The 21,852-nt window shown below is 56.6% G+C and carries 20 protein-coding genes; 6 read left to right on the top strand and 14 right to left on the bottom strand.

Annotated elements, in window-relative coordinates:
• Positions 1-13: 13 nt before the first annotated feature.
• Positions 14-505, top strand: a complete 492-nt coding sequence (locus K7R23_RS24155) for a YajQ family cyclic di-GMP-binding protein (RefSeq protein WP_024132518.1) — start codon at positions 14-16, stop codon at positions 503-505.
• A gap of 62 nt (positions 506-567) precedes the next feature.
• Here K7R23_RS24155 and K7R23_RS24150 read toward each other — a convergent pair whose 3' ends face one another.
• The 7 genes from K7R23_RS24150 to K7R23_RS24120 all read right to left on the bottom strand — a co-directional run bounded on the left by K7R23_RS24150 (position 568) and on the right by K7R23_RS24120 (position 8,921).
• Positions 568-1,932, bottom strand: a complete 1,365-nt coding sequence (locus K7R23_RS24150) for an MFS transporter (RefSeq protein WP_012904829.1) — start codon at positions 1,930-1,932, stop codon at positions 568-570.
• Between the two features lie 197 nt (positions 1,933-2,129).
• Entirely contained in the window at positions 2,130-3,494 is a 1,365-nt protein-coding gene (locus tag K7R23_RS24145) for an MFS transporter (RefSeq protein WP_012904830.1), read from the bottom strand.
• Positions 3,495-3,507: 13 nt separating this feature from the next.
• Positions 3,508-4,311, bottom strand: a complete 804-nt coding sequence (locus tag K7R23_RS24140) for a sugar phosphate isomerase/epimerase family protein (RefSeq protein ID WP_012904831.1) — start codon at positions 4,309-4,311, stop codon at positions 3,508-3,510.
• A gap of 75 nt (positions 4,312-4,386) precedes the next feature.
• A complete protein-coding gene (locus K7R23_RS24135; RefSeq protein WP_012904832.1) occupies positions 4,387-6,081 on the bottom strand; it encodes an FAD-dependent oxidoreductase in 1,695 nt (564 codons plus the stop codon).
• Positions 6,082-6,091: 10 nt separating this feature from the next.
• Positions 6,092-6,412 (bottom strand): NIPSNAP family protein, encoded by a 321-nt coding sequence (locus K7R23_RS24130; protein ID WP_012904833.1) that lies wholly within the window; start codon positions 6,410-6,412, stop codon positions 6,092-6,094.
• Entirely contained in the window at positions 6,409-8,103 is a 1,695-nt protein-coding gene (locus K7R23_RS24125) for an FAD-dependent oxidoreductase (RefSeq protein ID WP_012904834.1), read from the bottom strand. Before K7R23_RS24125 ends, K7R23_RS24130 begins: the two co-directional genes overlap by 4 nt.
• A complete protein-coding gene (locus K7R23_RS24120) occupies positions 8,100-8,921 on the bottom strand; it encodes a shikimate dehydrogenase family protein (RefSeq protein ID WP_012904835.1) in 822 nt (273 codons plus the stop codon). Before K7R23_RS24120 ends, K7R23_RS24125 begins: the two co-directional genes overlap by 4 nt.
• A 152-nt stretch (positions 8,922-9,073) precedes the next feature.
• Between K7R23_RS24120 and K7R23_RS24115 the strand changes: the two genes are divergently transcribed.
• The gene (locus K7R23_RS24115; protein WP_012904836.1) at positions 9,074-9,832 is read left to right on the top strand and encodes an IclR family transcriptional regulator domain-containing protein; all 759 of its coding nucleotides are present in this window, start codon (positions 9,074-9,076) and stop codon (positions 9,830-9,832) included.
• 44 nt (positions 9,833-9,876) lie between these two features.
• On the opposite strand, the gene cyoE is transcribed toward K7R23_RS24115, so the two are convergent.
• From cyoE to K7R23_RS24080, 7 genes are all read right to left on the bottom strand, one after another.
• The gene (cyoE, locus tag K7R23_RS24110) at positions 9,877-10,767 is read right to left on the bottom strand and encodes a heme o synthase (protein ID WP_012904837.1); all 891 of its coding nucleotides are present in this window, start codon (positions 10,765-10,767) and stop codon (positions 9,877-9,879) included.
• An 11-nt stretch (positions 10,768-10,778) separates the two neighbouring features.
• The gene (locus K7R23_RS24105) at positions 10,779-11,108 is read right to left on the bottom strand and encodes a cytochrome o ubiquinol oxidase subunit IV (RefSeq protein ID WP_012904838.1); all 330 of its coding nucleotides are present in this window, start codon (positions 11,106-11,108) and stop codon (positions 10,779-10,781) included.
• Positions 11,108-11,722: a cytochrome o ubiquinol oxidase subunit III gene (locus K7R23_RS24100; RefSeq protein WP_012904839.1), complete on the bottom strand. Its 615-nt coding sequence runs from the start codon at positions 11,720-11,722 to the stop codon at positions 11,108-11,110. The genes K7R23_RS24105 and K7R23_RS24100 overlap by 1 nt, the downstream gene beginning before the upstream one ends.
• Entirely contained in the window at positions 11,712-13,703 is a 1,992-nt protein-coding gene (gene cyoB / locus K7R23_RS24095; RefSeq protein WP_012904840.1) for a cytochrome o ubiquinol oxidase subunit I, read from the bottom strand. Before cyoB ends, K7R23_RS24100 begins: the two co-directional genes overlap by 11 nt.
• Before the next feature lie 11 nt (positions 13,704-13,714).
• Positions 13,715-14,671 carry a cytochrome o ubiquinol oxidase subunit II gene (cyoA, locus tag K7R23_RS24090; RefSeq protein ID WP_012904841.1) on the bottom strand — a complete coding sequence of 319 codons (957 nt, stop codon included), beginning with the start codon at positions 14,669-14,671 and terminating at the stop codon, positions 13,715-13,717.
• 458 nt (positions 14,672-15,129) lie between these two features.
• Positions 15,130-16,602 (bottom strand): muropeptide MFS transporter AmpG, encoded by a 1,473-nt coding sequence (ampG, locus tag K7R23_RS24085; protein ID WP_167321445.1) that lies wholly within the window; start codon positions 16,600-16,602, stop codon positions 15,130-15,132.
• Positions 16,603-16,650: 48 nt separating this feature from the next.
• A complete protein-coding gene (locus K7R23_RS24080) occupies positions 16,651-17,229 on the bottom strand; it encodes a lipoprotein (RefSeq protein ID WP_012904843.1) in 579 nt (192 codons plus the stop codon).
• A gap of 303 nt (positions 17,230-17,532) precedes the next feature.
• Between K7R23_RS24080 and bolA the strand changes: the two genes are divergently transcribed.
• From bolA to clpX, 4 genes are all read left to right on the top strand, one after another.
• Positions 17,533-17,850 (top strand): transcriptional regulator BolA, encoded by a 318-nt coding sequence (gene bolA / locus K7R23_RS24075; protein WP_012904844.1) that lies wholly within the window; start codon positions 17,533-17,535, stop codon positions 17,848-17,850.
• A gap of 341 nt (positions 17,851-18,191) precedes the next feature.
• A complete protein-coding gene (gene tig, locus K7R23_RS24070) occupies positions 18,192-19,490 on the top strand; it encodes a trigger factor (RefSeq protein WP_012904845.1) in 1,299 nt (432 codons plus the stop codon).
• A gap of 244 nt (positions 19,491-19,734) precedes the next feature.
• Positions 19,735-20,358 (top strand): ATP-dependent Clp endopeptidase proteolytic subunit ClpP, encoded by a 624-nt coding sequence (gene clpP / locus K7R23_RS24065; RefSeq protein WP_000122251.1) that lies wholly within the window; start codon positions 19,735-19,737, stop codon positions 20,356-20,358.
• Between the two features lie 181 nt (positions 20,359-20,539).
• Positions 20,540-21,814: an ATP-dependent protease ATP-binding subunit ClpX gene (gene clpX / locus K7R23_RS24060; protein WP_012904846.1), complete on the top strand. Its 1,275-nt coding sequence runs from the start codon at positions 20,540-20,542 to the stop codon at positions 21,812-21,814.
• The last annotated feature ends 38 nt before the right edge of the window (positions 21,815-21,852 follow it).

Genomic DNA, 21,852 nt, shown 5'->3' with positions numbered 1-21,852 from the left:
GGGAGAAGAAAAGATGCCATCTTTCGATATTGTTTCTGAGGTTGATCTGCAGGAAGCGCGCAACGGCGTGGATAATGCGGTGCGTGAGGTTGAGTCACGTTTCGATTTTCGTGGCGTTGAGGCGAGCATTGAACTGAACGACGCCAATAAAACCATTAAGGTGCTGAGCGAGTCCGATTTTCAGGTAAACCAGTTACTGGACATCCTGCGCGCCAAGCTGCTCAAGCGCGGCATTGAGGGCGCTTCGCTGGATGTGCCGGAAGAGTTCGTACACAGCGGGAAAACCTGGTATGTGGAAGCGAAGCTGAAGCAGGGAATTGAAAGTGCCGTACAGAAGAAAATCGTCAAGCTGATTAAAGACAGCAAGCTGAAGGTGCAGGCGCAGATTCAGGGCGACGAGATTCGCGTGACCGGCAAATCGCGTGACGATCTGCAATCGGTAATGGCGCTGGTGCGCGGCGGCGATTTAGGCCAGCCGTTCCAGTTCAAAAACTTCCGCGATTAAGTCTCTGTGCCGGAGGGGGCAGGCCTGGAACTCAGGCCGGATAAGCCACCCTTCGGCAATCATTACGCCAGCCTGATTGCCTGCTCAACCTCAAAGCGATTGGTCACTTTGCTGTCGATCTTCACATAGGCAGAGTGTTCACTCTCCGCGATCAGCACTTCGCTTACGCCATCCATTGCCAGCAGACGCTGCTTGAGGGTGTCATCAATGGTGATGTCGGGCGGGATTTCCACCCGCAGGCTGCTGACGTAAGGCGGCTCTTTCATGGTGCTTGCCACCGCCAGCCAGAGAACGGTCAGCAGCGCGCCGACCAGAAAAACGGTTTGTCCGTCAAACATGCCGTCGACCCAGCCGCCCAGCGAGCCGCCTATCGCCACGCCGAGAAACTGGCTGGTGGAATAGACGCCCATCGCCGTCCCCTTGTAGCCTGCCGGTGACTCTTTACTGATCAGCGAGGGGAGCAGCGCCTCCATCAGATTGAAGGCGAGGAAGAAGAGCTGTACGCCGATAATCAGCTCCCAGAAGTGACTTCCTGCGCCCCACAGGACAATCTCCGCAATCAGGATTAACGCCACGCAGAAGAGGAAAACCCGCTTCATTTTACGCTTTACTTCGGCGTAGATAATGAAGGGAACCACGGAGGCAAACGAAATCAGCATGGTGACAAGATAAACTTTCCAGTGCTCAGCGGCCGGAAATCCGGATTCCGCCAGCTCTCCCGGCAGCGCAACGAAGGTGGACATCAGTAAAATATGCAGACACATGATGCCAAAGTTCAGTTTAAGCAGCTTTGGCTCCGCCAGCACTTTGCGAAAGCTACCGCGCACCATGCCGGATTCCCGGTTAAGCACGTGATTGTTGCTGTTCGGCACCACCCAGATTGTCAGCACAATGCCGGTGGTGGCGAGAAGGGCGATCATCCAGAACAGGGCGTTCAGCCCCAGCGCGTGGGTGATAATCGGGCCAAGAACCATCGCGATAGCGAAGGTGATGCCGAAGCTGACGCCGATAAACGCCATCGCCTTGGTGCGGTTTTGCTCGCGGGTTAAATCGGAAAGCAGCGCCATCACGGCGGCGGCAATCGCCCCGGAGCCCTGCAATGCTCGCCCTAAAATGATCCCCCAGATGGAGTGGGAGAGGGCGGCGATAATGCTGCCCAGCACAAACACCGCCAGCCCGCCGACGATAAGCGGCTTACGCCCGATACGATCGGAAAGTAAGCCAAAAGGAATCTGGAAAATCGCCTGCGCCAGGCCGTAAATACCAATCGCGATGCCGATCAACGCTTCGCTGGCCCCCTGCAGCGCCATGCCGTAAGTGGTCAGAACCGGCAGGACCATAAACATGCCAAGCATACGCAAAGAAAAGACGGTCCCTAAACCCCAGGTGGCGCGTAACTCGCCCGGCGTCATTTTATAATCGTTCATTCCCACCTCTGTCTGAAAGCCGGGAGTAGTGTAGTGCGGGGAGAGGGCAGGGTAAATAGAAGGATAATTAACAAATATTTTATCTGTGAATCCTTTGCGCCAGATAGCTTTATGAGTCAATAATCCGGCGGCGCGAGGTCGCCGGGAAAGGTGGACAAAACCGACTGTTTACACGCTCGGCAGCGTGCGTACAGGACTTATGATGGACTTCTCAGCGTGGCGGAGACGGCGGATTTGCCGCTAATCGGGCCCGCCGCCCAGTAGCCTTTGGCGGTAAGACCGACCACGGTTAACGCTGCCGGAATGCCGAGGATCAGGAACACCGATTTGAAATCGAGTTCCAGCGCCAGCATTTCCGCACCGGCGAAGGCGCTGATAATCGCCCCGATACGCCCGACGCCGTGCATCCAGCTGGAGCCGGTAGCCCGGGCCTGGGTAGGATAAAAGCGGGCGGAAAGGGCGTTCATACCGGTATTAGCGCCGTTAAGGCAGGCGCCGCTGACGAAGGCGAGCAGACACAGTAACAGGAAATTGACGCCGGCATAGCCTATCGCCATGGTAAACAGGCCGCCAATGGTGAATATCACTCCTAACGCCCGGTGCGGTTCAATTCGGTCCATCAGCCAACCGGTAAATAGCGAGCCGATAGTGCCCCCGGCCTGGTAAATCGCGGTCATTATGGCGGCCTGGCTGACGGTCAGACCAATCTCCTTCACCAGCGTCGGTAGCCAGCTGCCGAGGATATAGACCAGGAACAGCCCCATAAAATAGACCAGCCACAGCATCAGCGAGCCGAACAGGTACTGGCGTGAAAGCACGGTGCCTATGGCGCTGCTGTTGACCGGCTGCGGCGGCAGAGTAAAGCAAACATTTTCGCTTAGCTGACCGGGGTAACAACGTTGCAAAATGGCATGGATCCGCGCGGCGGGCGCCCGCTTAATCACCAGAAAGCGCGCCGACTCCGGCAGTTTCCAGATCAGGATGGGGGCAAAAAGTAGCGGCATAATGCCGCCCAGCGCCATTAGCGAATGCCAGCCAAACTGTGGAATCAACCATGATGCGGCAAATCCGCCGACGGCGGCCCCGAAGGTGAAGCCGCAGAAGATCACGGTGATAATAAATGAACGCTGGCGTTCCGGAGCGTACTCCGAGACCAGCGTACTCATGTTCGGCATCGCGGCGCCGAGCCCAAGGCCGGTCATAAAGCGGAAGAAGATCATCTGTTCAATATTCTGCGAGAAGGCGGTTGCTATCGTCCAGAAACCAAAGAAAAAGACGCTGTTGATGATGATCTTTTTTCGCCCCAGCCAGTCGGCAAGCGGGCCGGAAAACAGGGCGCCCAGCGCCAGGCCGATCAGCGCGGTACTGATAACAAATCCTAACTCGTGATTACTGACTCCCCACTCCTGCCTGAGCGTTGGGGCAATAAAACCCATGATAGCAATATCGAAACCGTCCAGCGCAATCACGCAGAAACCGAGGAAGATGACCAGCTTCTGATAGCGGCTGAGGGGATTGGCGTTAATTAACTCTCTGACATCCAGGCGTTGTGTCTGTGACATAGCGTCCCCCTGATTACAGGAAAGATTGTGCGGCGTTAAACAGTAACTGAGCGCGTTGCTGAGCGGGCAATGCCCCTTGCGGGCCGGCCAGCGGCACCTCCACTGAGATCGGCAAGGCGGAGGGGAGCGCCGCCAGCAGGCCGCGCAGATCCAGTTCACCTTCACCGGGGATCAGTCGGGCGCAGCGGGCCTGATAGATCAGCTCCCGGGTCTCCGTGGGGATACGCGCCGGGGCATCGCAAAGCTGCATATAGTTCAGCTGTTGCGACGGGAGCGCGGCCAGCGCCTCCAGCGATTCGCCCGCCCGCCAGAAATGGATGGCGTCGATCAGAATTCCCACGTTTTGCTGACCGCTGGCGGCAATCAGCTTCCGCGCGGCGGCCAGCGTCGGGATGTCCGTCCACGGCATCGGCTCCAGATTCATCGTTAAACCGTATGCTTCTCCCGCTTTCGCCAGCTCTGCGAGGTTCTGCGCGCAGCGGGCGAGGTTATCGTCGTTGCCCGCGACCAGAACCTGCTTTGCCTCAAGCCGGGCGGCGGTTTCGAGGAACGGACGCAGCGCCTGTACGTTGAAGTCCGGCGTCAGGCGCACAATCTCAACATCGGAAACGCGTATGCCGGTATCACGCAGCGCGGCGAGCGTCTCACGCACCGTCGCGGTATCGCCCAGCATGTCATAATCCGGGTCGTCAGGGGTGGAAGGCAGCAGGCGAATACCAACGTGGCTGTAACCGGCAAGCGCTGCGATACGCACCTGTTCCGGCGGTGGGACGTCCAGCACGGTGAGTGCCGCAAGCGAGAGGGAACGCATATTCATAAAGCCTCCATTACAGGTGCAGGTAAGATTTGTTGTTATAGCTGGGCGCCATCCGGTGGCTAAGAGGATCATTTTTTACGTTGTTATATGTGCGAACAGGTTTTTCCCGACCAGGTAACCAAACGTCATGGCAGGTCCAAGCGTGATGCCGCCGCTGGGGTAGAACCCCTGCATCACGCTCGACATATCGTTGCCCACGGCGAACAGACCGGGGACAGGGCGCTGCCCGGCATCGAGAACCCGCGCCTGTTCGTCAGTTTTCAGACCGCTGAACGAGCCGAGCGAGCCGGGCAGAATACGTACCGCGTAGTAGGGGGCTTTTGCCAGCGTCCCAAGCGTCGGGCTGGGCCGGTGGCTGGCGTCGCCCTGAGCACGGTTGTAAGCTGAGGCGCCGCGGCGAAAGTCATCGTCGCGCCCCTGGCGAGCAAAATCGTTGAAGCGCTTAACGGTTGCACACAGCGCTGTGCCGTCGATGGCGCATTTTTCTGCAAGTTCTTCCAGCGTTGCGCCGCTGTACAGATATCCGGTACGCAACCAGGCGCTGAGCGGAAATGGCGACGGGCGCGCGTGGCCCATTCCGTAGCGACGCAGGGCGCGATGGTCGCCAATAAGCCATGCCTGGGGCTTTTCTCCCGGCGGCGTGGCGTCGAGCAGCGCGGCGATAAAATCATGGTAGGAGTCGGCTTCGTTGACGAAGCGCTTACCGTCAGGCAGCACGGCGATAAAGCCAGGCTTAGCGCGCTCCACCAGGTGCGGAAACGCCAGTTGTAGTCCACTGGAGAGCGACACGCGCGAGACGGGCGCCCAGGCCATCGGATGCTTTAGCGAGGCGTCAAACTGCCCGCCGACGGATTCGCCGAGACGAATGCCGTCGCCCTGGTTGCCCGGCGGCGCGGCGGAAAAATGACCGTAGCCTTCGCGGGCGTGCGTGACCTGCTCCGCAAGGCGTTGCTTATCATGCGGGAAACCACCGCAGGCCAGTACCACCGCGCGGGCGTTCACCCTGATTTCACCTTCATCACTACCGAGAAGGGCGCCAGTGACGCCATGCTCCCCTTGCAGCAGCCGGTATACCGGAGCGTTAAGCTGGAAGCTGACTCCGGCATCCAGCGCCGAGCGCAGCAGCCTGGCGACCAGCGCGTTGCCATTCACCAGATGAAGTCCGCGACCGTAACGCAGGCGCTGCCAGTAGTGAGTGGCCAGTCGTCTGGCGGCATACAGCGCCGATCGCGGCGAGCGGGTGGCGTTAAAGAAGTGCGCCATATCCTGACCACCGGCGATGCCCATCCCCGCCAGGCTGATGGTTTCCAGCGGCGGGCGCAGGCGATGCACCCAGTCGCCCAGCTCCCGGGCGTCATAGGGTTGGGCGGTGACCGAGCGTCCGCCGGTAGCGAAGCCTTCACTGTTATGAAAGTCCGGCATTTTACTGCCGGAAAGAAACTGTACTGCGGTTCGGCGACGAAAGAACTCCACCATTTCCGGTCCGTGGCGTAAAAAGGCGAGCAGGCGCGCGTCGGCCGGGCGGCCTTCCATCTCCGCACGCAGATAGGTCAATGGCGCGTCATCTTCTTCCACAATACCCTCTTCACGGGCGAGCGGGTTTTGTGGGATCCAGAGCCAGCCGCCGGACCAGGCGCTGGTGCCGCCGATAACAGGCTCTTTTTCCGCAACCAGTACCCGCCCGCCGTGCAGCGCAGCGCTGACGGCGGCAGAGAGTCCCGCTGCGCCAGAGCCGATAACCAGCAGATCCACCTCGACATGCCTGCTCATGGTGGTCCCCTTATTGCAGCGGAGAGAAATCGGTTGGACGCATCAGCACCGACTCAAGGCGTTCGACCGCCGCCAGTTCGCGGTTCTTACGCGAAAAGGTCTGCCAGCGCTTATCCTGCGCCATCCGCGCGCGGCGCATTAAGCGATCGTCCAGACTCTCCCAGGCCCAGATGTGCACAACCTGATTCACCACGCCGATTTCAGTAAAGAAAAAGCCGATCAGTTTGCCGAGATGTTCGGTCTGCACCGCGTAAGCGTCGCTTTTGTACAGCGCCAGCCATTCGGCCATTTTCAGCGGGTTGATCGTATAGGTACGTTTTTCGTAAATCATGCTGCTTCTCCTGCGTTGAGTGGGGATGTTTGCGTCATATGCATGGCGGCGAGATAGCCGAAGGTGAGCGCGGGGCCAAGGGTGATTCCCGGTCCGGGGTAGGTGCCGGCCATTATTGAGTCCATATCGTTGCCAACGGCATACAGCCCGCCAACAGGCTGGCCCTGCTGGTTGATGACCTGCGCGTCGGCTGTCGTGACCAGCCCGCGCGACGTGCCTAAATCGCCGGTGAAGATCCTGATGGCATAAAATGGCGCCCTGAGCAGCGGCGCGTTACAGGCGTCAGGGTGGTGCGCCGGATCGCCCAGGGTGCGGTTGTAGCTGTTGCCCCCTTTATGAAACGCGGTGTCGTTGCCGGTTTGCGCATCGTGGTTATAGCGTGCAACGGTTTGCTCAAGCTGCTGTGGGTCAATATCCAGCTGTTGGGCCAGCGCGCTGAGGCTTTCCGCCCGATACAGATAAACGGCGCTGACCAGCGCATCGTTGTTGACCGGTGCCGGGCGCGCCAGCCCCAGTCCGTAGCGTTTCATCGCCTGCGCGTCGCACAACAGAAAGCAGGGGGCGTTTTCTGGCCGCTGCTGCATGGCGCTGACAAAGTGGTGGTAGGAGTCCGCTTCGTTGACGAAGCGCATACCATGCTGGTTGACGGCGATCACCCCAGGCTTGGCCCGGTCGGTCACCAGGTGCGGAAAGCGTTCCTCGCTGCCGTCCGGGCGGCGTAACACCGAAACCGGCGCCCAGAAAAAGTTGGAAGGCAGGTCGGCCCCCTGCTGTACACCCAGAGGCTGACCTAATCGAAACGCCGCGCCGTCGTTGGTCGCGGGCGACATCGTGTAGTGCTGCCGGGTGGCGGGGCGGAATTGCGGCGCAATACGTCCGGCGGCGAAGCCCCCGGTGGCCAGCACCACGCCGCGACGGGCGTGCAGGGTAAGCGTTTTGCCGTCGCGCTCAATTTCCACGCCTGTGACCCGACCCTGCTGTTCAGTCAACGTTTTTACGTCGACGTTAAGCTCCAGTTCCAGCCCTTTGCGCAGCGCCAGCGACGCCATGCGGGCAATCAGCGCGTTACCCATCGCCAGGCGGGTGCCGCGCGGGTAGCGCAGGCGGTCGCGGCCATAGCGCAGCAGCAGTCTGGCGCAGTGGACCAGCGACCGCCACGAGCGCCTCATAGAGAGAAAATGGTGAATATCGACGCGGTTGACCATCATACCGCCGAACAGCAGCATGCCCGGCGGCGGCGAGCGCAGCGCTTTGAAGTGCTGGCCGAGCTTGCGTCCGTCGTATTCAATTACCTCCAGCGCGCGACCCACATCAACTGCCCCCGGCTCATCGGGGTAGTAGTCCGGCGACAGGGGGCGCAGGCTGTATTTCACCGCGCCTTCACGCTCAAGAAAAGCCAGCGCTTCGCGACCGGCGTTAACAAAAGCATCTATCATTTCCGGGCGATAGTGGGCGTCGCCGATAATGGTGCGCAGATAGGTTTTCATCTCTTCAGCCGGGCCGCTTTTGCCGAGATTGCGCGCCTGGTCGGTATCGTTGATCCAGACAGCGCCGCCGGAGATAGCCGAAGTGCCGCCAAATTGCGACGCCTTTTCCAGCATGAGCACCGAGAGTCCCTGGCAGCAGGCGGTGACGGCAGCGGCAAAGCCCGCCGCACCGCTGCCGATGACAATAACGTCCCAGCTTTTCATGGCGTGGCCTCGTGCGTTGGCGCAAGCGCGCCGATGAACTGGCCCATGAGCTCCATCTGCGCCATCGCCAGTTCCGGGCCGGTCTGCGTGCGGCAGCCGCGCTCGCCAGCGAAAGCCAGCAGCGGCGTGATTATCGGGGTGGTGACCACATCGGCGACATGGGTGGCTGCGGTCAGGGTATCAAGCAGCGTCTGGCTTAGCGGCAGCGGATCGAATCCCGCCATGCCCGCGGGCGATCCGTTGATCAGCAGATCGATCTCCGCCAGTGAATCAGGCAGCGCGGTGATGTGCGTATTGGGGAAATGGGTGATGAGGCGGTTCTCGAGACGCTGACGGCAGGCATCGTCGCGGTCGTACAGCGCCAGGCGGCTGATACCTGCTTCGCAAAGCCCCCAGGCAATTGCGCTGCCCACGCCTCCGCAGCCGGAGAGAAGGGCGCGCTTGCCGGCAGGCTGAAAACCGTGTGCTTCAGCGGCGAGCTGGAAACCCACCCCGTCCAGCATATCGCCCTCCAGACGACCATCATCCAGCTTGCGAACCACGTTAACTGCGCCGAGATGGCGGGCGCGGGGCGTCAGGGCATCAAGCAGTTCAGCCACGCGCTGCTTATGCGGTACGGTAACCAGAATACCGCTCATATTCTGCCAGCCGCGCAGGGCGTTCAGGTAGGCGGCGACGGCGTCCGGCGCAATATCGACCGGGATCATCACTTTATCCATGCGCTGGCTGGCAAAGTAGTGATTAAAATTTTCCGGTGATTTCACCTGAGTTATGGGATGCCCGATAATGGCGACGATCTGAGTAAATCCGCTGACCATGACTCACCTCTCTTGTTAATAATCTGTTGCCAAAGTATTTCAATGAAAGCGGTGAGCAACAACGCAGAATTCGGGCAGATGGGTTGTTAATCGCAACTGGAGTGCGATAATCGCAGTAATTGACTTCCTCTGTTGCAAAATTGTGAACAACTATGCAAAACGAGATTCATCAGCGCGATCTGATCGTTGGGCTGCAAAAAGGGCTGGCGTTGATCCAGCTTTTTTCGAAGGAGCATCCGCGCCTGACGGTGCCGCAGGCAGCGAAAATGAGCGGTCTGACCCAGAGCGCCGCCCGGCGTTTTTTTCTGACGCTGGTGCATGAAGGCTATCTTGCCACCGATGGCCGCTTCTACTGGCTGATGGCGAAAACGCTGCGCCTGGGGCAGGCTTACGTCGATTCCGCTCAGTTTCCGCGGATGGTGCGGCCCATTGTGGAGTACGTCGCCAGCCGTACCGAAGAACATGCTTCTGTCGGGGTGATTGATGACAACGAGCTTGTGTACATTGCCCGCAGCAGGCATACGCCGTTCAACTCGACCTCGGTGCGTCTTGGCGAACGGGTGCCGATACACTGCACCGCCGGTGGACGCCTGTGGCTGGCTTCGCTGCCGGAAACCGAGTGCGAGGCGGTATTGCGACGTATTCCCCGCGAGCAGCGCACTCCTTATACGGTGACCGGCGTTGACGAGTTAATGGCGCTTATTGCGCAGGTGCGCCGTCAGGGGTACGCAACGATTGAGCAGGAATTTGAGATTGGTATGTTGGTTATCGCCGTGCCGCTTGCCGACAGGGAAGGGCTATACTGGGGGGCGCTCAGCTTAACCAGCCATCAGTCACGTACCACGCTTGAGGCGCTGTGCCGGGATCATCTGAATTTGCTTTATAGCGCGCAGGCGATGCTGGTGAGTTAGCAAATAAAAAAGGCGCCGAAGCGCCTTTTTTCCGATCTCTTTTCTTACCAGACGTAAGTCAGCAGGCTGTGTGAATCCGGCACCATAAAGTCGACGGACATCATCACGCTCAGGGCGGTAATGGCGATGATAGAGAAGCCAAACAGCTTACGCGCCCAGATGCGGTCATCTTCCACTTTATAGCCGCGCAGCGCCATCCCCAGCCACCAGACGCTGACTGCCGCCGCAACCACCAGATATTTATACCCGGCGTAACCGCCGAGAGAGAGCATCAGGGTGGCGATGGCAAAAGCGATGATGTACAGCGTAATGTGGTTCTTGGCCACCGAAATGCCTTTCACCACCGGCAGCACCGGGATATTCGCCGCCTGATAATCCTTAAAGCGGAAAATGGCGATGGCATAGGAGTGGGGCATTTGCCACAGGCTGAAAATCGCCAGCAGAATGAGCGCGCCGCTGTCGAACTCGTTGGTGACCGCGCAGTAGCCAATCACCGGCGGCGCAGCGCCGGAGAGAGAACCAATCAGCGTACCGTAGACCGAGTGGCGTTTCATATACAGGCTATAAACGCCCACATACACCACAAAGCCCATCACCCCCAGCCAGCAGGCCAGAGGATTCGCGCCAAACCACAGCAGCATGAAGCCAGCAATACCCAGCAGGGTGGCGTACACCAGCGAGACCGCAGGAGAAATCAGACCTTTAACCAGCACCCGATTTTTGGTCCTTTCCATCTTCCTGTCGATATCCCTGTCGATGTAGTTGTTAAATACACAACCCGACGCCACAACCAGTGACACCCCAACCAGCGTGTAGATAAACAGGGGGTAATCAATACTGCCCTTCGAGGCCAGCAGAAACCCTCCGATCACCGAGATCAGGTTGCCAAAGATGATGCCTGGTTTCGTTACTTGCAGGTATTGCTTAAACATCATAACCGCCGCTCTTAGTGCATCATCATGTTGTAGTTGAGGTTCCACATGATCCAGATGGAGCCTACAACCAGAATGGCGATGATCAGCACGGTAAAGACAAAAGCCGTCATGTTCCAGCCTTCGTCAGATTTGGTGTTCATGTGCAGGAAGCACACCAGATGCACCAGAATCTGCACCACTGCCATTGCCAGGATGGTTCCCAGAATTACGCCCGGAGAGGCCGCGCCCGTCATGACCATCCAGAACGGAATGACCGTCAGGATGATCGACAGGATAAAGCCTGTCATATAGGTTTTCACGCTGCCGTGGGACGCGCCGCCGTGATCGTTAGAATGACTCATTACATCGCCCCCATCAGATAAACAACAGTGAACACGCAGATCCAAACCACATCAAGGAAGTGCCAGAACAGGCTCAGGCACATGATGCGCGTACGGTTAGTGCTGGTCAGGCCGCGACGGGCGATTTGCACCATCAGCACCGCCATCCAGATAAGACCGGAGGTGACGTGCAGGCCGTGAGTACCGACCAGCGCGAAGAACGCCGACAGGAAGCCGCTGCGATCCGGACCCATACCGTTAACAATCAGGTGATGGAACTCATAGATTTCCATCCCGATAAACCCGGCGCCGAACAGGAAGGTCAGCGCCAGCCAGGAGACAACCTGGCTCTTGTTGTTCTTGTGCATGGCGATCGCCGCCATGCCGTAGGTGATGGAGCTGAACAACAGCAGGAAAGTTTCAACCAGAACGAACGGCAGTTCAAAAATGTCCTTACCTGTCGGGCCGCCCGCCGTGCCGTTCACCAGAACGGCGTAGGTGGCAAACAGAATAGAGAACAGAATGCAGTCGCTCATCAGGTAGATCCAGAATCCGAAGATTTTGGTCTGGCCTGCGTCGTGATGCCCGTGTTCGTGCGCGTGGGCAGTCGCGTGCGTTAAAGTATCAGTTGCCATTTTTCAGCCCTGCCTTAGTAATCTCATCGAAATGCTGGTTTTCCAGTTTTTCGACTTCATGGACTGGTACGTAGTAGTCCACGTCCTCGTCAAAGCTCTTCACAATCCAGCTGATGATCATGCCTGCGAAGCTTGCAATCGCCAGCCACCAGATATGCCAGATCATGGCGAAACCGAAAAGGGTCGCGAAGGCGGCAATGACGATACCGGCGCCGCTGTTTTTCGGCATATGAATCTCTTCATACTGCGCTGGCTGCTTGTACGCTTCGCCTTTCTCTTTCATTTCCCAGAAGGCGTCACGCTCGTGAACGTGCGGCACAACGGCAAAGTTATAGAACGGAGGCGGGGAGGAGGTTGCCCATTCCAGCGTACGGCCGCCCCACGGGTCGCCGGTCAGATCGCGGTTCTGCTCGCGGTCGCGGATAGAGACGTAGATCTGAATCACCAGGCACAGAATACCCAGCGCAATCAGCGCCGCGCCGGCTGCCGCCACCATCAGCATCGGGTGGAACTGCGGGTCAATCTGCTGGCTCAGACGACGGGTCATCCCCATAAAGCCCAGCACGTACAGCGGCATAAACGCCACGAAGAAGCCGATAATCCAGAACCAGAAGGCGCGTTTACCCCAGGTCTCGTTCAGCTTGAAGCCGAAGGCTTTCGGCCACCAGTAGGTCATACCGGCGAAGCAGCCGAAGACCACGCCGCCGATGATGACGTTATGGAAGTGCGCAATCAGGAACAGGCTGTTATGCAGAACGAAGTCCGCGCCCGGTACCGCCAGCAGGACGCCGGTCATACCACCGACAGAGAAGGTCACGATGAAGCCAATCGTCCACAGCATCGCGGAGTGGAATACGATACGGCCCTGATACATGGTGAACAGCCAGTTGAAGATCTTCACCCCGGTCGGGATGGCGATAATCATAGTGGTAATACCGAAGAAGGCGTTTACGTTGGCGCCCGCACCCATGGTGAAGAAGTGGTGCAGCCAGACGATGAACGACAGAACGGTAATACAAATCGTTGCCCACACCAGCGAGGTGTAACCAAACAGACGTTTACGCGAGAAGGTCGCTGCGATTTCGGAGAACACCCCGAAGACCGGCAGGATCAGAATGTACACTTCCGGATGGCCCCAGGCCCAGATCAGGTTGATGTACATCATCATGTTGCCGCCCATATCGTTGGTAAAGAAATGGGTGCCCAGATAGCGATCCAGCGTCAGCAACGCGATGGTAACCGTCAGAATCGGGAAGGAGGCGATGATCAGCACGTTGGCGCACAGAGAGGCCCAGGTAAATACCGGCATCTTGAACATCGTCATGCCCGGCGCGCGCATCTTCAGAATGGTAACGAAGAAGTTGATGCCGGTTAACGTTGTCCCGATACCGGAGAGCTGCAACGCCCATATCCAGTAATCGACCCCGACGCTGGGACTGTACTCTATTCCCGAAAGCGGCGGATAGGCCAGCCAACCGGTCTGCGCGAATTCACCAACGCCCAGCGAGAGGTTAACCAGAATGACGCCGACAACCGTGAACCAGAAGCTCAGGTTGTTGAGGAACGGGAACGCAACGTCACGCGCGCCGATCTGTAGCGGAACCACCAGGTTCATCAGACCGATAACGAATGGCATCGCCACGAAGAAGATCATGATCACGCCGTGAGCGGTGAAGACCTGATCGTAGTGGTGAGGCGGCAGGAAGCCCGCTTCGCCCGCCGAGGCCAGCGCCTGCTGGCTACGCATCATAATGGCGTCGGCAAAGCCACGCAGCAGCATCACGATAGCGACGATGACATACATGATGCCAAGACGCTTGTGGTCAACCGAAGTCAGCCACTCTTTCCACAGGTAGCTCCACTTACCGAAGTAAGTGATTAAGCCCAGTATGGCCAGACCACCTATAATAATGCCCGCAATCGTAACCATGATAATGGGTTCATGGTACGGGACTGCATCCAGTGTTAATTTTCCGAACATCGTTTTCTTCCTCAGCCCCTTGAGTTGGCAGCTTCCGCGTGGCTCATGTCCATGCCTTCCATACCCTCGTGCGAGCTGTGCTCACCCTCAGGTTGCGTCATGTCCATGCTCTTACCGTGGCCCATAAATTTGTTAATAACGTCTTTAAACAAATCCGGTTTCACGTTGGAGAAGTATTCCACCTTGTTGTATTCGCTTGGCGCAGCCACTTTCTCGAACGCAGCCATATCGTTGATGGCGTTCGGAGACTGTTTCGCGTTAGCGACCCACTGGTCGAATGCGGCGCGGTCCGGTGTGGCGATAGCCTTAAATTTCATACCGGAGAAGCCTGGTCCGCTGTAGCTTGCGGAGATACCGTCGTAAGTACCGGCTTCGTTGGCAATCAGATGCAGGCGAGTCTGCATACCGGCCATCGCGTAAATCTGGCTACCCAGACGCGGGATAAAGAAGGAGTTCATCACCGAGTTGGAGGTCACTTTGAAGTAAACCGGAGTGTTCGCCGGGAAGGCGATTTCATTCACGGTTGCAATGCCCTGTTCCGGATAGATGAAGAACCATTTCCAGTCCATCGACACGACTTCGATGGTAATCGGCTCCTCGTCATGCACCAGCGGTTTGCTTGGCTCGAGGGAGTGAGTGGTTTTCCAGGTCAGTACGGCAAGGAAAAGGATAATCAGAATCGGCACCGTCCAGACCACAGCTTCCACTTTATTGGAGTGTGACCAGTTCGGGCTGTACTTCGCATCTTTATTGCTCGCACGATACTTCCAGGCGAAACCAATCGCCATCAAGATTGCAGGGATAACGACAATCAACATCAGGCCAAACGCCGTCAGTATCAGTGAACGTTGCTCCAGTCCAATCTGTCCTTTGGGATCTAACAGCGCAGAATTACAGCCACTAAGTAACGTAGCGCCTGCAATTAATGACAGCCATCCCAAACTTTTATTGTATTTCCTGAGTCTCATTTAACGACCTCAATTCCACGGGACCTGGTGGCGTTTAAAGTGTGTGGGCATTTTACGGGAAGGTTACATTACTGTAAACATCATTGGATCTGTGTTACCGGGTTCTGCCGCACGTGTCACATATGTTGCAAGGTATGTCAGTATAGCATTAAGAACCTGTTGCAACATCGCGTTATAACGAAACAGAAAGCAGAGGTGACGCAGGGAGGGCAATTGATATAACCAATGTAAAATCAAAACAATTGGTTAACAATTAATTATCAATGAAGAGACAAATAAAATACAAAAAATAAATGTCGGCAGGCTGAATCGAGTAAGGGAAATAAAATATATTAAAGGCGCCAATAATTTCCAGTTCTGATTGCGCACAAAATAACAAATAATATTTCTGACAGCTGTTGATTATTTAGCCGATATAATTACGCATGGTGATTACAACGGCTAAATAAGGTCAGCGTTTACGCCAGATGCGTTTTCCGCAGCGCCAGATAATCAAGCACGCCGCCCAGCACCACGCCCAGCAGGGCAACGAGCACGGCGGTTTCCAGCAGCTGCGCAAGGAAGGCGATGTGGGTGAGGCCCAGCGCGTTGGTAGCCAGCAGCAGCAGCCAGACGGCCAGTAGTCCGCTGCCTGCCATTAGCATCCGCAACGCCAGACGGTAAGCGGAGCGGAACTCAGTGCGCGGCAGAAAGCTCTCGTTTTCGCGCGTGAACTCCAGCGTCTGGCGGCAAATTAACAGCAAAAGCAGTCCCGGCACCGCGGCGACAACGGAGAACAGATAAAAGGTCGGCCAGCCGTGGGCTTCGACAAACCAGCCCGCCACGGGACCCACATAGACGCGGCCCACGGCAGAAAGCGCCGAGAGCAGGGCGAACTGGGTGGCGGAAAAGGATTTGTTGCACAGCGTCATCAGCAGGGCGACAAACGCCGAGGTTCCCATACCACCGCACAGGTTTTCGAAAAAGACCGCCGTCGCCATTGAGATCATATGCTTGTCGGTCACCGACAGCAGCCAGTAACCCGCGTTGGACACGCCCTGCAAAATGCCGAAAATCAGCAGCGCGCGAAACAGCGTCAGGCGCTGCATTAACAGGCCGCCATACAGGGCGCCGACGATGGTCGCCAGCAGGCCCAGCGTTTTATTCACCACGCCGACCTCACCGGCGTCGAAGCCGACGCCGCGAATCAAAAAGGTGGTGGTCAGGCTCATTGCGAAAGCGTCGCCAAGCTTATAAAGGATGATAAGCAGTAAAATCAGCCAGGCGTTATTGCGGCCAAAGAAGTCGCGCAGCGGCGCGGCGACGGCCTGCTCCAGCGTTTTCGGCACCGGAATGCTATCCGTTGGCTCTGGCGCCAGCAGCGTGGCGATAATGCAGGGGATCAGCAGCGCGGCCATCAGCCAGTACATGCCCTGCCAGCCAAGCCAGCGATCGGCCAGCCATAGCGCCAGCCCGCCGGAAACCAGCATCCCCAGCCGGTAGCCAAGCACGCTGATCGCCGCGCCCGCCCCGCGCTCTTCGGCGGCCAACACGTCGGTTTTCCAGGCGTCGAACACGATGTCCTGCGAAGCGGAGCAGAAGGCGATGACCATCGCCAGCGCCGCCATCCAGCGTAGCTGGCTGCCCGGTTCGAGAAACCCCATCGCCGCAATGGCGATGAGCAGCAGGATCTGAGTGGTCAGCAGCCAGCCGCGACGTCGTCCCAGAAAGGGCGGCGTGTAGCGGTCCATTACCGGCGACCAGAGAAATTTAAACACGTAAGCCTGACCGACCAGCGAAAAGAAGCCGATGGTTTTCAGATCGATATTCTCGACGGTCATCCATGCCTGAAGCGTGCCGGAGGTGAGCGCGAGCGGCAATCCGGAGGCGAAACCCAGTATCAGCAAAATGGCTGATTTCGGTTGCTGAAAAATGCGTAAGTAGCGGGTCATGGGCATATAAAGGCTGACCCGGCGTTGTGCCGGGCCAGAGGGCAGAAATTAACGCGCGTTCTGCTTGATAAAGTCGTGGATGCTGGTGTCCTGAGACATATCAGCGATAGTGTCGGTCAGCACGCTGTTAACCGCATTCGCGATATTTTTATTCGTCGCGGTGAATGCGCCTTCAATGGAGTAGCTGGCACGGTAGTTTTTGGTCATCTTGTTGCCGTTTGCCGCAGTGGCGATGATGGCGATATCGGCTTTGGTGGCGATGTTATAGCGAACGTTGCCCTGCGAGACGTCGGCATACAGCTGATTCACAATAATCTGCAGGTTTACCGCGCCGTTCGGCCCGACCATATAACCGCGGGCGGTCATCTGTTTTTCCAGCACTTCCTGTAACAAGAAGCGCAGATCGCGGGAGGCGGTCAGGGTGACCAGCTGGTTGTCGCGGGTAACTTTCGCCAGCGCCTGGTCCTGACGCTGATCGGCGCCGTTGATGCTCACGGTAACGCCCATCAGGCTCGGGTCCTGCTGCGGCAGGGTAATTTTAGGCGACACGTCAATGGTGGTCGGCGGCGTCGCGCAGCCCGCCAGCATAAAGATAGCGACTAACGGAAAGAGGATTTTTTTTAACATGTTCGGACTCTCAGTAAATCTTCAGCACGGAAGTGAAAAATTCCCGCCATCATAACACCGCTAACGGCGAGGGGAAGTGGGGAAGGTATGTAAATTCATCGCGTTGTCCGTTTTACGCCAGGGCGGAGAACAAACTTCGCTGTTTGGCAATCCGGTGAAGGTGTAAATCAGTTAACTTTACGACCTTAGATACGAAAATAAGACGAAGGCTAAATTTTTGTTGTATTGGTGTAATGGAAACGGTAAAAGCGACTAATATTTAAAGGGATGGGCGACATCTCAGCGCTGTTGAGGAGAACTTTGATGATGATACGTGAGCGGATAGAAGAAAAATTAAGGGCGGCGTTCCAACCCGTGTTCCTCGAAGTTGTGGATGAAAGCTATCGTCACAATGTTCCGGCCGGTTCCGAAAGTCATTTTAAGGTGGTGCTGGTCAGCGATCGCTTCACGGGCGAGCGCTTTTTAAACCGCCACCGGATGATTTACGGTACGTTAACGGCTGAACTGTCGACGACGGTCCACGCGCTGGCGCTGCACACCTATACGATCAAGGAATGGGAAGGGCTTCAGGATACGATCTTTGCTTCACCGCCGTGTCGCGGCGCGGGCAGCATCGCCTGAAAACGCATTTGCAACCGCTGGCGTTTTTCCAGTATGTTGCTAAAGATTATGTGAAAACGGCCTGCGGGCCGTTTTGTTTTGTCTGAATTTTGTTCGCCCCCGGCGGTTTTCAGCGCAAAATTAGCCGGGAATTGTGAAAAAAGCCGCAGCAACGCGTAATAACCGTTCTCGACTCATAAAAGTGATGCCGCTATAATGCCGCGTCTTATTTGAATGTCTTCGGGATGATTCTGACGACAGGGAATGTGATTGATTAAGAGAACATCCCGGTTCCGCGAAGCTAATAATCTGTGCTTGCGGAGTAGAGTTGACCGAGCACTGTGATTTTTTGAGGTAACAAGATGCAAGTTTCAGTTGAAACCACTCAAGGCCTTGGCCGCCGTGTAACGATTACTATCGCTGCTGACAGCATCGAGACCGCTGTTAAAAGCGAGCTGGTCAACGTAGCGAAGAAAGTGCGTATTGACGGCTTCCGTAAAGGCAAAGTACCGATGAATGTTGTTGCTCAGCGTTATGGCGCATCCGTTCGCCAGGACGTTCTGGGCGACCTGATGAGCCGCAACTTCGTTGATGCGATCATCAAAGAAAAAATCAATCCGGCTGGTGCGCCGACTTACGTTCCGGGCGAATACAAGCAGGGTGAAGACTTCACCTACTCGGTAGAGTTCGAAGTGTATCCGGAAGTTGAGCTGACCGGTCTGGAAGCGATCGAAGTTGAAAAACCGGTTGTGGAAGTCACCGACGCTGACGTTGATGTGATGCTGGACACCCTGCGCAAGCAGCAGGCGACCTGGAAAGACAAAGACGGCGCTGCTGATGCGGAAGACCGCGTGACTCTCGACTTCACCGGTTCCGTTGACGGCGAAGAGTTCGAAGGCGGCAAAGCCTCTGACTTCGTTCTGGCAATGGGCCAGGGCCGCATGATCCCGGGCTTTGAAGACGGCATCAAAGGTCACAAAGCGGGCGAAGAGTTCACCATCGACGTGACCTTCCCGGAAGAGTACCACGCTGAAAACCTGAAAGGTAAAGCCGCGAAGTTCGCGATCAACCTGAAGAAAGTGGAAGAGCGTGAACTGCCGGAGCTGACCGAAGAGTTCATCAAACGTTTCGGCGTTGAAGATGGTTCCGTTGCCGGTCTGCGCACCGAAGTGCGTAAGAACATGGAGCGCGAACTGAAAGGCGCCGTGCGTAACCGCATCAAATCTCAGGCCATCGAAGGTCTGGTGAAAGCGAACGACATCGACGTTCCTTCCGCGCTGATCGACAGCGAAATCGACGTTCTGCGTCGCCAGGCTGCTCAGCGTTTCGGCGGCAACGAGAAACAGGCGCTGGAACTGCCGCGCGAGCTGTTCGAAGAACAGGCTAAGCGTCGCGTTGTGGTCGGCCTGCTGCTGGGCGAAGTGATTCGCACCAACGAGCTGAAAGCTGACGAAGAGCGCGTAAAAGGCCTGATCGAAGAGATGGCTTCCGCTTACGAAGATCCGAAAGAAGTGATCGAGTTCTACAGCAAAAATAAAGAGTTGATGGACAACATGCGTAACGTCGCTCTGGAAGAACAGGCTGTCGAAGCCGTTCTGGCGAAAGCGAAAGTGACTGAAAAAGCCACTACTTTCAACGAGCTGATGAACCAGCAGGCGTAATTGCGCGTTATCGCGCGATATTCGCACAAAGGCCCGTCCCCGTCAGGTGGCGGGCTTTTTTTTGTCACGGTTTTTGCATGGAAGGGTACGAAAAAGCGTTTTTCGGTGTTAGCGTTACAGCAAAAGATTGTTATGCTTGATTTATAGCGATGCCGTACCCATAACAGAGGGACTAGCTGATAATCCGTCCATAAGGTTACAATCGGTACAGCAGGTTTTTTCAAATTTTATCCAGGAGACGGAAATGTCATACAGCGGCGAACGAGATAACTTTGCACCCCATATGGCGCTGGTGCCGATGGTCATTGAACAGACCTCACGCGGCGAGCGCTCATTTGATATCTATTCCCGTCTACTTAAGGAACGTGTCATTTTTCTGACCGGCCAGGTCGAAGACCATATGGCTAACCTGATCGTGGCGCAGATGCTGTTCCTGGAAGCGGAAAACCCGGAAAAAGATATCTATCTGTATATTAACTCCCCGGGCGGGGTGATTACCGCAGGGATGTCCATTTACGACACCATGCAGTTTATCAAGCCAGACGTCAGCACCATCTGTATGGGGCAGGCGGCTTCGATGGGGGCATTTCTGCTGACCGCCGGGGCGAAAGGGAAACGCTTCTGCCTGCCGAACTCACGCGTCATGATCCACCAGCCGCTGGGCGGGTACCAGGGGCAGGCGACGGATATCGAGATTCACGCCCGCGAAATTCTGAAAGTCAAAGGGCGCATGAATGAACTTATGGCGCACCATACGGGTCAATCTCTTGAGCAGATTGAGCGTGATACTGAGCGCGATCGCTTCCTCTCGGCACCCGAGGCGGTAGAATATGGCTTAGTCGACTCGATTTTGACCCATCGTAATTGATGCCCGGGGCGCAGGTGTGCCGCCAGACACTTCATCCTGCGGGCTTCAGTCTCATGTAGCCTGAATGATTTTGTGTATATACTAATGAAGGGCGGCACAACGCGACAAAGCGACTTGCGCCTGAGAATGGCATTTTGCGTCGTCGTGTGCGGCACAAAGAACAAAGAAGAGGTTTTAACTCATGACAGATAAACGCAAAGATGGCTCGGGCAAACTGTTGTACTGCTCTTTTTGCGGCAAAAGCCAGCATGAAGTGCGTAAGCTGATCGCCGGTCCATCCGTGTATATCTGCGACGAATGCGTCGATTTATGCAACGACATCATTCGCGAAGAAATTAAGGAAGTCGCGCCGCATCGTGAACGTAGCGCGCTGCCGACGCCACATGAAATTCGCAACCACCTTGACGACTACGTCATTGGTCAGGAACAGGCGAAAAAAGTGCTGGCGGTTGCGGTATACAACCACTATAAGCGTCTGCGCAACGGCGACACCAGCAATGGCGTCGAGCTGGGCAAAAGCAACATTCTGCTGATCGGCCCGACCGGTTCCGGTAAAACGCTGCTGGCGGAAACGCTGGCGCGCCTGCTGGACGTACCGTTCACCATGGCGGACGCTACCACGCTGACCGAAGCAGGTTACGTCGGCGAGGATGTGGAGAACATCATCCAGAAGCTGTTGCAGAAATGCGACTACGACGTGCAGAAAGCGCAGCGCGGGATCGTCTATATCGACGAAATCGATAAGATTTCCCGTAAGTCCGACAATCCGTCCATTACCCGTGACGTTTCCGGCGAGGGCGTACAGCAGGCGCTGCTGAAACTGATTGAAGGGACGGTCGCTGCCGTACCGCCGCAAGGCGGGCGTAAACATCCGCAGCAGGAGTTCTTGCAGGTCGATACCTCTAAGATTCTGTTTATCTGCGGCGGCGCGTTCGCTGGTCTGGATAAGGTGATTGCGAACCGCGTTGAAACCGGCTCCGGCATTGGTTTTGGCGCAACGGTTAAGGCGAAGTCCGATAAGGCCAGCGAAGGCGAGCTGCTGTCGCAGGTGGAACCGGAAGATCTGATCAAGTTTGGCCTGATTCCTGAGTTCATTGGCCGTCTGCCGGTTGTGGCTACGCTGAATGAGCTGAGCGAAGAGGCGCTGATCCAGATCCTCAAAGAGCCGAAAAATGCCCTCACCAAACAGTATCAGGCGCTCTTTAATCTGGAAGGCGTGGATCTGGAATTCCGTGACGAAGCGCTGGATGCGATTGCCAAAAAAGCGATGGCGCGTAAAACCGGCGCCCGTGGCCTGCGTTCTATCGTTGAAGCCGCGCTGCTCGACACCATGTACGATCTGCCTTCTCTGGAAGACGTCGAGAAAGTGGTGATTGACGAGTCGGTTATCGGCGGTCAAAGCAAACCGCTGCTGATTTACGGCAAGCCGGAAGCGCAGCAGGCGTCTGGTGAATAATTAGCCTAAAGATACAACTGGTTAATCAAAAAGGGGGG

It is taken from the genome of Citrobacter rodentium NBRC 105723 = DSM 16636 (assembly GCF_021278985.1).
Taxonomy (GTDB): Bacteria; Pseudomonadota; Gammaproteobacteria; order Enterobacterales; family Enterobacteriaceae; genus Citrobacter_A; species Citrobacter_A rodentium.
This window is presented reverse-complemented; position numbering and strand designations above follow the sequence as displayed.

Excerpts from the sequence above, each read along its gene's own strand:
- K7R23_RS24155 (WP_024132518.1), top strand. The coding sequence starts at position 14 with ATGCCATCTTTCGATATTGTTTCTGAGGTTGATCTGCAGGAAGCGCGC.
- K7R23_RS24150 (WP_012904829.1), bottom strand. The coding sequence starts at position 1,932 with ATGAACGATTATAAAATGACGCCGGGCGAGTTACGCGCCACCTGGGGT.
- K7R23_RS24145 (WP_012904830.1), bottom strand. The coding sequence starts at position 3,494 with ATGTCACAGACACAACGCCTGGATGTCAGAGAGTTAATTAACGCCAAT.
- K7R23_RS24140 (WP_012904831.1), bottom strand. The coding sequence starts at position 4,311 with ATGAATATGCGTTCCCTCTCGCTTGCGGCACTCACCGTGCTGGACGTC.
- K7R23_RS24135 (WP_012904832.1), bottom strand. The coding sequence starts at position 6,081 with ATGAGCAGGCATGTCGAGGTGGATCTGCTGGTTATCGGCTCTGGCGCA.
- K7R23_RS24130 (WP_012904833.1), bottom strand. The coding sequence starts at position 6,412 with ATGATTTACGAAAAACGTACCTATACGATCAACCCGCTGAAAATGGCC.
- K7R23_RS24125 (WP_012904834.1), bottom strand. The coding sequence starts at position 8,103 with ATGAAAAGCTGGGACGTTATTGTCATCGGCAGCGGTGCGGCGGGCTTT.
- K7R23_RS24120 (WP_012904835.1), bottom strand. The coding sequence starts at position 8,921 with ATGGTCAGCGGATTTACTCAGATCGTCGCCATTATCGGGCATCCCATA.
- K7R23_RS24115 (WP_012904836.1), top strand. The coding sequence starts at position 9,074 with ATGCAAAACGAGATTCATCAGCGCGATCTGATCGTTGGGCTGCAAAAA.
- cyoE (WP_012904837.1), bottom strand. The coding sequence starts at position 10,767 with ATGATGTTTAAGCAATACCTGCAAGTAACGAAACCAGGCATCATCTTT.
- K7R23_RS24105 (WP_012904838.1), bottom strand. The coding sequence starts at position 11,108 with ATGAGTCATTCTAACGATCACGGCGGCGCGTCCCACGGCAGCGTGAAA.
- K7R23_RS24100 (WP_012904839.1), bottom strand. The coding sequence starts at position 11,722 with ATGGCAACTGATACTTTAACGCACGCGACTGCCCACGCGCACGAACAC.
- cyoB (WP_012904840.1), bottom strand. The coding sequence starts at position 13,703 with ATGTTCGGAAAATTAACACTGGATGCAGTCCCGTACCATGAACCCATT.
- cyoA (WP_012904841.1), bottom strand. The coding sequence starts at position 14,671 with ATGAGACTCAGGAAATACAATAAAAGTTTGGGATGGCTGTCATTAATT.
- ampG (WP_167321445.1), bottom strand. The coding sequence starts at position 16,602 with ATGACCCGCTACTTACGCATTTTTCAGCAACCGAAATCAGCCATTTTG.
- K7R23_RS24080 (WP_012904843.1), bottom strand. The coding sequence starts at position 17,229 with ATGTTAAAAAAAATCCTCTTTCCGTTAGTCGCTATCTTTATGCTGGCG.
- bolA (WP_012904844.1), top strand. The coding sequence starts at position 17,533 with ATGATGATACGTGAGCGGATAGAAGAAAAATTAAGGGCGGCGTTCCAA.
- tig (WP_012904845.1), top strand. The coding sequence starts at position 18,192 with ATGCAAGTTTCAGTTGAAACCACTCAAGGCCTTGGCCGCCGTGTAACG.
- clpP (WP_000122251.1), top strand. The coding sequence starts at position 19,735 with ATGTCATACAGCGGCGAACGAGATAACTTTGCACCCCATATGGCGCTG.
- clpX (WP_012904846.1), top strand. The coding sequence starts at position 20,540 with ATGACAGATAAACGCAAAGATGGCTCGGGCAAACTGTTGTACTGCTCT.